Source organism: Rhodohalobacter sulfatireducens, assembly GCF_022012475.1.
Lineage (GTDB): Bacteria > Bacteroidota > Rhodothermia > Balneolales > Balneolaceae > Rhodohalobacter > Rhodohalobacter sulfatireducens.
This window is the reverse complement of the sequence record NZ_JAKLWS010000007.1, coordinates 31,554-45,289: the sequence shown is the minus strand read 5'-3', so window position 1 is coordinate 45,289 and position 13,736 is coordinate 31,554. Positions and strand designations below refer to the sequence as shown.

Sequence of the window (13,736 nt, the reverse complement as noted above, 5' to 3'; positions counted from 1 at the left end):
TGTAGATCACTAAGATGTAAGGGAACAACATGCTCAAAAATTACCTGAAAATTGCTCTTCGCAATATCCGGAATAAGAAATTTTATTCACTTCTTAATTTATTAGGTCTTTCAATCGGTATTACCGCAGGTGTTTTAATTATCATCTATGTTCAGGATGAATTGAGTTACGATCAGTTTCATCCCAATATCGAAAACAAGTATGTAGCAGGTCTCGACGGTAAAATGGGGAACCAGGAAATTATGGGAATACATACACCTCCTGTAATGGCAGGTATTATCCTGGAAGAAACACCGGGGATTCAAAGTGTAACTCGAACATATAACGCAGGAGATATTGTATTTCGAAAAGATGACCAGGTATTTACAGAGAAAAGTGTCTACTGGGCTGATTCAACCTTTTTTGACTTTTTTGGATTTGAGTTGATGCAGGGTGATCCGGAAACGGTATTAGATAGTCCGAATAAAGTCGTTCTGACAGAGTCGGCTGCAACGAAATACTTCGGCAGTGAAAACCCAATCGGACAAACAATCTCAGTTGGAAACGATCAGAGCAGTTACGAGGTAACCGGAATCACAGCCGATCCACCTCACAATACCCATTTTGAGTTCGATATTTTACTTTCCTTTAGCTCTATCGATTACAGTCGCTCCACACAATGGCTTTCAAACAGCATCAACACCTACCTCGAGGTAAATCCAAATGTAAGCATATCAGAGATTGAGGAATCATTTGATGAGTTGGTTACAAAGTATGTAGGCCCACAAATGGAGCAGTTTATGGGAGCCACAATAGAGCAGATGGAAGCACAGGGGAATCAGTATGGTTATTTTGCATTCCCGATTTTAGATCTGCATCTGCACGCTTCGGGGATGGTTTCAGCGTTCAAGGCTCCAAGTGACATCACCTATGTTTATATTTTTTCAGTAATAGGATTTTTCCTGATTTTGATCGCCTGTGTCAACTTTATGAACCTCTACACGGCGAGTGCTTCAGGACGGGCAAAAGAAGTAGGTTTGCGAAAAACTCTCGGTGCAGAGCGAAACAGCATGATGACTCAGTTTCTCTTCGAATCTATCCTCTATGTACTGTTAGCGGCTATTTTATCTGTATTTCTGATCTACCTTATTTTACCCTGGTTTAATTCCCTTTCCGGTAAAATGCTGACACTCCAAATCTTTACCGAGCCCTGGTTTCTTGGAACGATGTCGGGTCTCATTATCATCATTGGATTGATAGCGGGCAGCTATCCGGCGTTTTATCTGACCAGTTTTAGTCCTGTTGATGTTTTAAAAGGAAGAGTTCGGCGAGGAGCTCAAAGTAGTGGTTTCAGAAGTACGCTTGTTGTAGGCCAGTTCTTTATCTCCATCGGTTTGATTGCGTGCACGATCCTGGTAAATCAGCAGTTGCAATTTATGCAAAATAAGAACCTTGGATTCAACAAAGAGCAGTCCATCGTACTTACAAATACCTCCCGCCTGGATAATAACCGGGAACCCTTTAAAGAAGAACTACTTTCAGATACTCGTGTTCTCGCTGCAAGTTACACGACCTTTACCATTCCCGGCACTCAAAATGTAACTGTGTTTCAACGGCCTGAAACAGATTCCGATTACATTATGGCAATGTACTATGCCGATCACGATCACCGGGAAGCTCTTGGTTTTGAGATGGCAGAGGGCCGGTACTTTAGCGAAGATTTTCCAACGGATTCTTCAGCAATTGTCATTAATCAAACAGCAGTTCAGGAACTCGGGCTTGAAGATCCGGTGGGTCAAGAGATTATTTTTCCGGGCAATGACAATCGGGTATATGATGTAATTGGTGTCATGAAAGATTTTAATTTCCAATCCCTGCGAGACGAAATCATGCCGTTGGCCATAGTATTAACCGAAACTGCGAATGAGATGATCGTCCGCTTTCAGTCGGAAGATCCCCGGGATGCCGTAAATATGATAACATCTACCTGGGATGAGTATTCAGGTGGTGAGCCGGTAGATTATACGTTTTTGGATGATGACTTCGATGAACTTTTCAGGGAAGAGCAACGGCTCGGGGCTGTATTTACGGCTTTTACGATCATAGCTATATTTATTGCATGTTTGGGTTTATTGGGCCTGTCGGCTTATATGGCTGAACGCCGTACACAAGAGATTGGCATTCGAAAAGTAATGGGTGCAACTGTACCTAACATTTTAGGGTTGCTGTCTGTTGAATTTCTCAAGTTGATCGGGATAGCATTCCTCTTGGCAATACCAATCTCCTGGTATTTCATTCAAAACTGGCTTCAGGGCTTTGCTTACAGAACGGAAATTAGCCCAATGATTTTTGTATTTACTGCCCTGGCAACCATTGGCATTGTACTGGTTACCATTAGTTGGCAAACCCTCAAAGCCGCTTTTATGAATCCGGTCAGGAGTATAAAAACGGAGTAAGCTCTTGAAGATTCAATCCATGCAATTTTAGTCTCTAATAGCTCATAGATATTGACGGGCTACGTTTATTCTTGAATTCTGAACCGATTCATTTTTGTAAGCTTAAACTTGCGGTTCATCCCGGAAATGCTATCTTAATATTATTCAGTTGTTTACATCATATAAGCATTTCACATACTTAATATTAAATCGGGATTAGGAGGGGGATCAATGAATAAAATTATAGTATCGCTGAGTGTACTGTTTACTCTTGTGATTGGCTACTTCTTGGGTTTCTATGTCAGGGCCGGAGTGCCGTGGTCTGAAAATGCATCCATCTTTTTAATTATTCTCTCCTCCGGAGCCTTTGGGGGGTTACTCTATACAGCGAGAGATAGTGGTCTTGAACTGCTTCACCGGGACCCTGATAATCAGTATCAAATTAAATTGGGCTGGGTGGCAGATTGTGCTTTTGGAATAGCCGGGGCACTTGTAGTATTTCTGGTTGTACCCACCGAACTCAACAACGCTGAAAATGGAAGCTCAATTCTAAGTACAGGGTCGGTTATGGATATCATCAGGCTGATGGCATTAGCACTGGTCGGCGGTTATGGCGGACGAAGTCTTGTAGACAAGGCTCTTTCAAATATTGCTAAAAGAGCTGATGAAGCGATGCAAAATGCGCAAGAGGCCAAGGAAAAAGTGAATAAGATGCAGGAAGTGGACACGAAAGCCCTGGAATTAGTAAACCTACACCTGGATGAGAATGAAGAAGTAGGTAATGAACAGGAGATGAAGGATGCAATAATAAAGGCATCAAAAACTGCAAGGTTTGAAATTTTTAAAGAGGCACGTTCAACAAGGAAGGAAAAAGCGGAAAATCCGGAAGTATTAAAACGTTTGGTTCCAATATTTGAGGCTTTAATTGAAAATGAAGCCGGAGAGGAGTACCACAGAAATCATGCGCAACTTGCCTACTGTCTAAAAGACAAGAAAGATAAAGAGTGGAAGCGAGCTTATGAGGAACTAAAAGAGGCTATAAAAATCAGGGACAAAAATAACAGGAAAGGCTTCTATATGTATGAATTCAACAAAGCTATTTGTGGTACAAACCTGGAAGATGTAGATAACCAGGAGATGATTAATGATTTAAAGACAGCGGCTAAAAGTGAGATTATTCTTGAGAAAATAATAAATGAACCAAAGCTGATTAAATGGGCTGAAAAAAATAAATTTGATCTCAAAGGTTTGAAGGTCATTTAAAAGGTAAGCGCGTTATCAATAAGTAATATGTAGTAAAACGGGGAAGAATTGGTTTGGGTGAAGCATCTACATCATGCCATTTGTGAAAGAGGAGAGGTTCAACGACCGTAAAACAAGAAAAGAAGTGTTTGTACAAAATTCGAGTTCAAACGGTTAGGCGGATAGAGTGCCTTGCTTCTTAACTTCTTGTCATGATCTCAATCACTCCATTTCTTCCTTCATAACCATACAAGAGGTTTGCTCTCGATAATTTAAGGACACGGACCGCACTCACATTTTGCATGTTCAGCATCGTATAGATATTTGAAAAACTTCTGCCGGCTCGTACACCGTCAATCACAAAAAGTGGACGAGTATCAGACTCCAAAAAAGTAGATGATGAGCCACGAATGGAGATCGTTGCCGCACGACCCGATCCCTGTACTCTTACACCACTCAACCGGCGCAAGTAGATGTCGAGGCCAAGATTTGGGTTGTCGACCATAATTTCAGTTCCGGCCTGTGGAGAGTTGCCGGAAGAAGATGATCCTGTACTTGCACAGCCGGTAATGAAAAGCATTCCTGCAAATAAAAGAGATGTGATTATGTATTTCATTACATCATCGTTTAAGAATCATATATGTATGTATGAATAGTAATACTGTGTTGATCTATTCGCAAGAAGTAGATGTAATCTTTACCGAATTTAATATTTTGCGATGGATCTCTAGGTTATGTAGTGGTCATCTCGCTATCAAGCTCAATCGATTCAACGATACTATTTTTTGCAATCGATAAAATTTTTGAGCCTTTTAATTCAGCCGAAAGGATGTTGTCCATCAATTTTTTTGCATCCTCAAGGTTTAGTTTGCTCACATCACTTCCATCCTTCGTAACTATAAGTACCCGGTATGATTTTTCAGGGTGGTTACGAATAGCATTTTCCAGTTCAGTTTGAATATTTTTCATATCAGCAGTTTATATTTAAGAATGTAAGGTACCCTGTAGAACGGGTACCTTACTGATTTATGTTTAAAGCTACGCTGTAGCCAGGTCACAGTTAATCAAGCCATAACCGTGTGGCTCATCGAATCCGGGACCGCCAAGGTCAGTAGAGGAAGCAGTAATTCTGCGCTCTACGTTAATAGGGCTGATTCCGGGAAACTTCTCGTAAAGAAGTGCAGCAAGGCCGGCTACATGTGGGCAAGCCATGCTGGTTCCCGTTTTTTCATCATATCCATTATTCAGCACAGTGGAATTGACATCAACGCCGGGTGCCACAACAGTTACACGATTCCACTCGTCATGATTTCCATCACGTGATGAGAAACTGGCAATCGTACTGCTTTGATTTACGGCGCCCACAGCAATCGGACTGGCTTTGGAGTTTGATAACTGGTAAGCATTGCCCGGCGAACCAACCCAGGGGAAAGAATGATCATTCCCGGAGTTTCCGGCAGACGTAACAACGGTTACCCCTGCTTCCTGGCAGCGGCGAACAGCATTTGCATAGGCTACACTTGGGCTTGATTTGCTCCCAAGGCTCATGCTGGCAACGTTTATGTCATTTTGAATACACCAGTCCATTCCTGCGATTACCCAAGAAGAGTATCCACTTCCTGAATCGGAGAGAACCTTAACGGCATAGAGGTCGCATAAAGGCGCGACTCCAACAACACCGATGAAGTTATTTCTAGCACCGATGATACCGGCACAGTGGGTTCCGTGGCTGTGACCGTCATCATAACTGGATACGCCATTCACAAAAGATACACCTCCGGAGATGGAAAGGTCATTATGATTTGCAATTCCCGTATCAAGAACGGCAACCTTCACTCCGTTACCTTTAAAACCTCGATTCCAGGCTGCCGGTGCATTGATCATGCTGATATTCCACGGGACCGGTTGCTTTCGTAACACGGGTGGTTTCCAGGGAAATGGTAAAGGTTTTCTTGGAATGGGTTTTCGAGGAAATGGGAATGTTGGATTAGGTCCACCTTCCACTGAAGATTGTGATCTGGATCCCATTTGCAGCATCGTTGAAAACAGGTCCATCATCGCATTTTGGTAACCCTCTTCGTAGGACCCGTTCGTATCGTAACCGGCATCGTTAAGGGAACTGCTGAATCGCTCCATCTGCTTCTCCTCTTCCGTGAGTTCAAGAATGTGAACCTCGATATCCTCTTCAATGGCTAACACCTCTTTCTTTTTAGCCAATTTAGATTGTTCTTCGTCATCCAATTCAATGGAGCTTATTCCAAGTTTTGAAAAATGCAAAACATCATCTCCTTTCGGTGTGGCATCGGCCTCCATGAATGAGACTCCCTCTTTGGTTTTGCTTTTTGCAACACCAAGAATACTGCTTGCTTTAGACGAGTCAATGTCCTGATCGGCATATGTAACCAGGTATCTCTTCTTTTTCTTCTGATTCATCGTTGATTTCTCCTGTTATGTTATCTCCTACTCTTTCGGCTTTTCGGATACCGCCCTCCAAATAACCATAATCACATTATAGTTATCCTAAAGTTCTTTGTAGTTATACCCTTGTGGAAAGCCAAAGTAGATTAGGGAATAAGCTTTTGATGATACAATGAATAGCTTACCCTTAATTAGCAATTTGATCTGTATAAAATCAAACCAAAGTGTTATAAAACTTTAACCTTTTGGTTGTATGAACCGAAAAACCGGAAAACCTTACAAAATTTTTTGAAAAAAAATCAGAGAGACGTAGGTAATCTGTTGTAATTAGCTCTGTTTCCTGATATTGTCCAGTATATAGCTTTAGAATAAAATTGGAGGGAGGCTTGTTCAAAGCATAGCAGGCCAATCAATTTCAGTGAATGAATGCCTGGTGGGTTAGTAAATTTTAGCCAATTCCTATTCGAGTAAAGTCGAAGATCTACTATAAAGATCCACGTCACTTCCGCTTATCTTTCACATAAATCACTTTGGAATGACCGTCTCCCACCTTTCTCTCTTCCATTTCAAAAAGGCCTATGGCATCAATCAACTCGCCGAGTTTCCTGTACCCATAATTCCTGGGATCGAAACCGGGAGACTGTTTTGCGATGTAGCTGCCCACCGGTGCAAGATGTGCCCAACCGCTTTCATCCGATGAAGCTTCAATGGCATTTCTTACGAGATTAACAAGCTTGGTATCCTGTTTTAAATCTTTGGTAGGCCGTTTCTTTCTTTGATCTTTGTCATCATCTTCCTCAGCCAGAACCTCGGTGTAAATAAATTTATCGCAGGCAGCTACGAATGGATCGGGTGTTTTTTGTTCTCCAAACCCGTATACAACAAGCCCGGCTTCCCGAATGCGGGCAGCAAGTTTGGTAAAATCACTGTCACTGGAGACGAGGCAGAAACCATCAAACTTATCTGTGTATAAAAGATCCATCGCATCAATAATCAATGCGCTGTCCGTTGCATTTTTGCCGCGTGTATAACCAAATTGCTGTATTGGTTGAATGGAGTGCTCAAGCAAAATTTCTTTCCATCCTCTTAACTGGGGTTGAGTCCAGTCGCCGTAGATTCGTTTAACATTAGCTGTTCCATATTTGGCTACTTCTGCGAGTAAATTTTCTGTGATGGAGGGTTGAGCATTATCAGCATCAATAAGTATGGCAAGTTTTTGCGTTGTCCCTGTATCCATGGAATGATTTGATTCTTTCTTGGTTTATTTTATTAGTTAGCTCTGATCACAAGATAACCTTTTTCATCGGTTTCACAGCTTATGAATAATAAATTGTTGATTCTGGCTAAAAAAATGAAGTCCTTTTAGATATATATAAGTTTTTAATCAAATCAATATAGTATGCCGAAGTGTGAAATTTACCAGGACATGAAAGGAGAATGGAGATGGCGGAGAACCAACAAAAAAGGCGACATTCTCGCTCATGCCACGGAAGGCTTTGAAAAACGAGAAGATTGTGAAAAAAACGGAAAAGAAGAAGGTCCTTGTACCAGCTATAAATTGAAGGTATAATTAGCTTTTCTCACCAGGTTTAAAATATGCACGTAGTATTGAGGCGAACTGTTTAGGTTTGTCAAGAAAAGCGTAGTGTCCGCCTCCTTCGATCTCGATGAGTGCACTTTCCTGAAGCAAAGTGTTAAATCGTTTACCCTGCTCTAATGGGGTAGCAACATCACTCGTGCCCCAAATCAGTAAAACCTCATGGTTTATTTGCGGGACTAGATGGTCCAGGTGGTCATTTACACAAGCAACAAATGTTTCTCTAATCACTCCCGAGAGTCTTTGATAGTCTGATGAACCCAGGCTTTTCCACAGAGCCGTTTCCCGGAGATTCTTAAGTCCTTTCTCACGTAGATTTGTCGGGAGCAAATTAAAGGGCAGTTTCAATGTTTTTGCGGTGTATTTTTTCAGATAAAACGAGATGCTCCGCTTAGGTTTCAAACCGGCAGCGCCTGTAAAAACTACCTTATCTATTTTTGATGAGACCCTTGGGCGAGTCAACAGTTTGATTGCTATCCGTGCTCCAAAAGAGTGGACAATCAAATCAAATGAGGTTTCCTGAAACTTCTCATCAACAAAAGATTCAATGATATCAGCAAAATCATCAATACCCCAGGCTGATGTCGGTTCAGGTGAATTTCCAAACCCGGGGAAGTCCACAAGATAACTTTTTCGGACATCCTGGAGTTGTTTTGCCATTGGCATCATTACCTTAGAGTCGCTCCCCCAGCCATGCAAATGCAGCAATGGTTTTCCGGTTCCGGTTGAATACCAGGCCAGTTTACCTTTTTTAGTCTCAAAAAAGTTTGGGTTCATATACAAATCTTGTAAGGGATTTAAAAAATCGGGTTCATAAATATAAAGAACCTGTATGGGTTTGGATAATCAGAAAGCGTTGTTTGGTACTATAAATACAATTATAGGTTTCTAAAAGCGGAGTACTTATGAAGAGAAGACTATTTTTCTTAATCGAAAAACTCGAGATAAAGAGAAGTGAAAGAATAGCGATTTCCATACTTTTTATTTTAATGGTGATTCTAAGTGGGATAGTCACATTTAACGAGCCGAATGCTAATTATAGCGAAGAGAAATATGCTGAACTTGAAAAAGTTTTCAAGGAGAAAAGTGAACAGATAAAACAGGAAGAACAGGTAATCCTGGCAAGGTATATGCCAGAGCGCGACGTACCCGTATCGAACTCTTTAAGTGCAGACAATAGTACGAAACCGAAATTACCTGATACAACTGATAGCGAGGAGAGGCGGCCTGAAGCTGATAAAGTCATAAATATTAATACTGCAAATAAAGAGCTTCTCCAGGAACTTCCGGGAGTTGGCCCAGCATATTCAGAGCGAATTATCAACTGGAGAGAAGAGAACGGTCCGTACACCACCAAGGATCAGTTGTTGGAAATAAAGGGTATTGGTGATAAAAGATTAGCTCGTATCAAACCGTTAATCACTCTGAGGTGAAAAAAGAATTAAAATGACACGGAACTTAATTTTTATACCGACCCTGTTTCACTATTTTTTAATCAAAGTAAAGAAGTAATCAGGGATTAGATGTCGAATAAAATATTATGGGCTGATGATGAGATCGATCAATTAAAATCTCACATCATTTTCCTCCGGAACAAAGGGTTTGAAGTTACGCCGGTGACAAATGGCGGGGACGCTGTTTCTTTGATTAAATCCCGTCCGTTTGATATCGTTTTTCTTGATGAACAGATGCCTGGAATGGACGGTCTCGCCACTCTTGAAAAGATCCAGGAAATACAGCCTTCGCTACCCGTCGTGATGATCACCAAGAGTGAAGAAGAATCCATTATGGAGGATGCAATTGGAAATAAAATCTCAGATTACCTGATCAAACCGGTCAATCCAAACCAGATTCTGCTTACCATAAAACGGATTCTGGATAAACGAAGAATTCAAAATGAGAAAGCTGCTCAAAGCTACCTGAAAAATTTTAATGAACTGTCGGCCAAATTCAGTGAAGATACAAGCTGGCAGGAGTGGATTGATATTTATAAAAAACTTACACATTGGGAGTTAAACCTCGAATCGAGCGATGAGGGTTTGCAACAAGTTTTGCAGGATCAATTTCAGCAGGCCAACCAGGCGTTCGGAAAATTTATCAAACTGGAGTATCGCGGGTGGCTGAAAGCGCAGGATAGTGATCACCCTGTGTTGAGCCCCGATCTGTTAGAGTGGAAAGTATTTCCGCTGCTGAAGGAGAATAAAACTGTTGTATTCTTTTTGATTGACTGTATGCGATACGATCAATGGTTGTTGTTCCAGGGGTTGTTGAATGATTATTATACCATACAGACCGATTTCTATTATTCAATACTTCCCACTGCAACACCCTTTTCAAGGAATGCAATTTTTTCAGGTTTATATCCCTTAGAAATTCAAAGACGATACCCGGACCTTTGGGAGATGGGAAAAGATGAAACATCACTTAACCGAAATGAAGAGATACTGCTGCAGCGGTACTTGAACAGGAATGGGTTACCTGAACAGGTTAAGTACGAAAAAATTATCAATCCCGAAGATGGAAATAAAATTGCAGACAAAATTTCGAACTATACCCAGGCACAGTTTTCAACTATCATTTACAATTTTGTGGACACGCTGGTCCACAGCCGGTCAGATTCGGAAGTTTTAAAGCAACTCGCCCCGGACGTTTCTGCTTTCCGGTCGCTTACAGAAACCTGGTTCCAGCACTCCTCACTTCTGAGGATGTTTAAAGAACTTTCCAAACAGGATGTAACGGTTGTGGTTTCAACAGATCATGGGTCAGTACGCTCCATGAGAGATACAAAAGTTTTTGGGGACCGGGATGCCGCCACCAATCTTCGCTACAAATTTGGCCGCAATTTACGAGCACAGGAAAGTGCTGCAATTTATATCGATAAGCCCCATGCATATCAATTACCGGTAGAACCACCTGCAAATTCTTATATCATTGCAAAAGAGGATTATTTCTTTGTGTACCCGAATAATTACAACAAATTTCAGAACCGCTATCGGGATACCTTCCAGCATGGAGGTGCCTCGATGGAAGAAATGATTCTTCCCGTTGTAACGATGAAACCCCGCGAATGACAGGATGAAAACGGTGCAAAGCAGTAGTCCGGACGAGACGATAAAGATCGCCAAAGAGTTCGCAAAAACGGTAAAACCCGGAGATGTAATTTGCCTGGATGGAAATCTCGGAGCCGGTAAAACGCAATTTGTGAAAGGGTTTGTACAGGGACTGGGACTTTCCTCAGATATTGTTTCCTCTCCGACTTTTACGATCATCAATGAATATGAAGGTGAACTCCCCGTTTACCATTTTGATTGTTATCGACTTGAACATGTGCAGGAAGCTCTCGAAATTGGGGCGGAAGAATATTTGTATGGTGACGGCGTTTGCGTTATCGAGTGGCCGGATCGAATTACAGATTTATTGCCACCAAGCGCAAAGCATGTTACCTTTAGCATCACTGGAAAGAAAAAACGCGAAATTAGTTTTCAATAAACGTTAAAAATGGCAACACGAAACCGGCGACTCTCTTACCGATTGGATCTGCTTCCCGTGATCTATCCATATCACAGGCGAGCGACGAATGTTGTGCAGTTGGGTGACTTGGTGTATTATGGCCCGTCTCCGGAGTATTACGGTATTGGCGAGGTTGTGAGTGCAGAAGGAAATTTCTGTGTCGTTGATTTTCGCGGGACCGGGTTGCTCGGAATCCAGAAAGATGTCTTTTCTAATAAGTATATCATTCCCATCCATAAGTTGAATTTGGGACACTTGCTCAAATCGACATAGCCCCTTTTGTTGTGGGTTGTGAGTAGCCAGGGAGACCTGACAGCATTCCCATGTTTTTCGGGTTTCTGTCAACAACGTGTTTTAGTTCCGATCCAACGCAGTCAGATCCGGTAGGTGCTGACAGATTGCATACCGAACTTCGTTCTCTGGAACACAATTATTCACTCATCCTAAATCGCCCATAAATCCATAAAAGAATTGCTAAAAAGAGACCGGGATAGAATGGTTCAAGGTCATAAAAAGCGTATCCGCCTTGAGCATTTGGAAAGATAGTTCCGAGAATAAGCCAGATTAGTGAAACCAATGTGCATCCGATAATGGAGGCATAAACAATTCTGGCTGGAAACCGGAATGGTTTGAGGTAGATTCCCAAGACAGGGATCAACAATCCGGGGATAAATACCGAACCGATGACATACCATAGATCAATTACACTCGGATAGATAATAATCAGGATAATGCCGATGAGTGCTGAAACCAAAATTCCGATTCGGGTTAACAGGTTCGGCCGAACATTGGGGAAATATTTCACAAGATAATCCCTGCCGAGTGTTTGGCCGGAGATAAAAAGGTAACTATCCAACGTAGACATAATGGTTGCCAGCAGAGAGAGAAAGAAAATCCCTTTCAAGCCAACGGGTAAAATTTGATCTGCTAAAAGTGGATAGGCCAAAACGGGCTGATCGAGTCCTTCCCCTAAAATGGCAAATGCATACATGCCGGCAAAACAGGTGAGGAAATCGAAGGCGACCCAAAACGCTATTGACCAGAAAATTCCTTTTTTTGCTGTCTCGGGAGATTCCGCAGCCGCTGCACGCTGATGAAAACTGGGATCTACGAATGTCCACAGCGCAATAAAAAACCATACAAGAATATATTGAAGCGAATGTCCACCTGTAATATCAAGGTGGCCGGCTGGTAATGTTTCAAACAGTGTCCCGAATCCGCCAAATTCTGAGATGGCAAACGCCAATAGAAGGATAAAACCGCTGAACATCAATACAACTTGCAGCATATCTGTCCGAAGAACGGCTCCGAATCCGCCAATGGTGATATAAAGTACTGAAAACAGTGCAACCAGTGAAGCATAGAACAAAAAGGGAGCATCCCCACCAATCAGAAACTGGAAAATCAAACCGAGCATTAAAATGTAGGGGGCCGGGCTCACCAGGATGAAAATGGGCAGAGCGCTAATTCGTCCCGCACGTTCACTGTATTGATTGGCTACGGCTTCCGGAATAGTCAGAGCTTTGTTCAAACGAATTTTACCGGCCAGGAAAACTGCGAAAATGGCTGAGAATATGTAAAATGGAAAACCCAAAATCAGCCATTGTGAAATGCCAAATTGATAGCTCCACTCACCAACTCCCAAAATCCCGCCATACCATGTGGAGACAAGAGTAGCAATAAAAGCAGGGAGTGTTACTTTTCGTCCACTTAACAAAAACTGTTCTTCAGATTCATCTTCACCCCATCCTTTTTTCCAGCTTAGCCAGATTAAAAAAATGAAATAGAGTGCTACATGGAACCAATCAAAAAGAGCAAAATCTGAAGACACAGAACCAGTTTTTAGTGATGTGTAAGGAGAAGAAGGTCTCCCTTTTTAAATTTAATTTCGACTGTTTCCTCTACTGCTTCATTGGAACTTCCATCGCGGACACCATTTTCAAGCGCCTCATTATTCAAGGGATATTTTAAACCGTCTGTGGAGATACCCTCTACTTTACCCGAGAGTGGAAACAGTGAGATAATTGTTCCGATTTCGAATGACTCCTTAAAGGGAGAGTGGATCACGGACAATTCAGCATAATCATCCAAAAAAGTGATGGAATCAAACCTGGAATCGAACTGTAGTAGTACAGACAGGTTCTTCAATGTATGATCGAGCCGTTTCCCGGTAGCACCAAACACAATGGCTGAATTCGCAGATTTCTTTAAAGCAAATGACAGTGCTTTCTCCAGGTCGTTGGTTTCCTGGTCCTCATCCTTTATCACATCTGCCTTTTCTTGACCGGTAATTGAATAGCTGTCCAGATCGCCAATGATAATATCCGGCTGAAATCCCAGTTCTCTTGCTCTCAGCACACCTCCGTCAGCGGCTATAAAAATGTCAGCGTCAGACAGGGCACGTTCTATCTTTGCTTTTTCAGGAATGTCGCCGTCACAGATAATTACTGCTTTCATGTAAATGATATTAGATGATTGAGCGTTATGAATCCATCAAGTAAAAATGTTTGCTATCTAAGTCAAGAACCATCATTTTTGAACGTTCTGAAAAAATT

General features: G+C 41.9%; 14 protein-coding genes. 7 read left to right on the top strand and 7 right to left on the bottom strand.

Going from position 1 to position 13,736, the window contains the following annotated elements; all coding sequences use genetic code 11:
* The first annotated feature begins 29 nt into the window (after nt 1–29).
* Both L6773_RS07550 and L6773_RS07545 read left to right on the top strand, forming a co-directional pair.
* Entirely contained in the window at nt 30–2,435 is a 2,406-nt protein-coding gene (locus L6773_RS07550) for an ABC transporter permease (protein ID WP_237853260.1), read from the top strand.
* Between the two features lie 210 nt (nt 2,436–2,645).
* On the top strand, nt 2,646–3,677 hold the full coding sequence (locus L6773_RS07545; RefSeq protein ID WP_237853259.1) for a hypothetical protein: 1,032 nt from the start codon (nt 2,646–2,648) through the stop codon (nt 3,675–3,677).
* A 178-nt stretch (nt 3,678–3,855) separates the two neighbouring features.
* On the opposite strand, the gene L6773_RS07540 is transcribed toward L6773_RS07545, so the two are convergent.
* From L6773_RS07540 to L6773_RS07525, 4 genes are all read right to left on the bottom strand, one after another.
* A complete protein-coding gene (locus L6773_RS07540; protein ID WP_237853258.1) occupies nt 3,856–4,272 on the bottom strand; it encodes a TonB-dependent receptor in 417 nt (138 codons plus the stop codon).
* 116 nt (nt 4,273–4,388) lie between these two features.
* Complete coding sequence (locus L6773_RS07535) at nt 4,389–4,625, bottom strand: hypothetical protein (RefSeq protein ID WP_237853257.1); 237 nt, start codon at nt 4,623–4,625, stop codon at nt 4,389–4,391.
* 69 nt (nt 4,626–4,694) lie between these two features.
* Nucleotides 4,695–6,089 (bottom strand): S8 family serine peptidase, encoded by a 1,395-nt coding sequence (locus tag L6773_RS07530; protein ID WP_237853256.1) that lies wholly within the window; start codon nt 6,087–6,089, stop codon nt 4,695–4,697.
* A 484-nt stretch (nt 6,090–6,573) separates the two neighbouring features.
* The gene (locus L6773_RS07525) at nt 6,574–7,311 is read right to left on the bottom strand and encodes an NYN domain-containing protein (RefSeq protein WP_237853255.1); all 738 of its coding nucleotides are present in this window, start codon (nt 7,309–7,311) and stop codon (nt 6,574–6,576) included.
* A 162-nt stretch (nt 7,312–7,473) separates the two neighbouring features.
* On the opposite strand from L6773_RS07525, the gene L6773_RS07520 reads away from it, so the two are divergent.
* A complete protein-coding gene (locus L6773_RS07520) occupies nt 7,474–7,644 on the top strand; it encodes a YegP family protein (protein WP_237853254.1) in 171 nt (56 codons plus the stop codon).
* Here the strand turns inward: L6773_RS07520 and L6773_RS07515 are convergent, their stop codons facing one another.
* Nucleotides 7,645–8,448, bottom strand: coding sequence for an alpha/beta fold hydrolase (locus L6773_RS07515; RefSeq protein ID WP_237853253.1), 804 nt, complete (start codon nt 8,446–8,448; stop codon nt 7,645–7,647). It lies immediately after the preceding gene.
* A gap of 128 nt (nt 8,449–8,576) precedes the next feature.
* Between L6773_RS07515 and L6773_RS07510 the strand changes: the two genes are divergently transcribed.
* From L6773_RS07510 to L6773_RS07495, 4 genes are all read left to right on the top strand, one after another.
* On the top strand, nt 8,577–9,104 hold the full coding sequence (locus tag L6773_RS07510) for a ComEA family DNA-binding protein (RefSeq protein ID WP_237853252.1): 528 nt from the start codon (nt 8,577–8,579) through the stop codon (nt 9,102–9,104).
* Nucleotides 9,105–9,194: 90 nt separating this feature from the next.
* Nucleotides 9,195–10,742, top strand: coding sequence for a T9SS response regulator signal transducer PorX (gene porX / locus L6773_RS07505; protein ID WP_237853251.1), 1,548 nt, complete (start codon nt 9,195–9,197; stop codon nt 10,740–10,742).
* Between the two features lie 4 nt (nt 10,743–10,746).
* Nucleotides 10,747–11,160, top strand: coding sequence for a tRNA (adenosine(37)-N6)-threonylcarbamoyltransferase complex ATPase subunit type 1 TsaE (gene tsaE, locus L6773_RS07500; RefSeq protein WP_237853250.1), 414 nt, complete (start codon nt 10,747–10,749; stop codon nt 11,158–11,160).
* Nucleotides 11,161–11,169: 9 nt separating this feature from the next.
* Nucleotides 11,170–11,454, top strand: coding sequence for a hypothetical protein (locus tag L6773_RS07495; RefSeq protein ID WP_237853249.1), 285 nt, complete (start codon nt 11,170–11,172; stop codon nt 11,452–11,454).
* A 157-nt stretch (nt 11,455–11,611) separates the two neighbouring features.
* On the opposite strand, the gene L6773_RS07490 is transcribed toward L6773_RS07495, so the two are convergent.
* On the bottom strand, nt 11,612–13,012 hold the full coding sequence (locus L6773_RS07490) for a sodium:solute symporter family protein (protein WP_237853248.1): 1,401 nt from the start codon (nt 13,010–13,012) through the stop codon (nt 11,612–11,614).
* A gap of 11 nt (nt 13,013–13,023) precedes the next feature.
* On the bottom strand, nt 13,024–13,638 hold the full coding sequence (locus L6773_RS07485; RefSeq protein WP_237853247.1) for a thiamine diphosphokinase: 615 nt from the start codon (nt 13,636–13,638) through the stop codon (nt 13,024–13,026).
* Nucleotides 13,639–13,736: the final 98 nt, after the last annotated feature.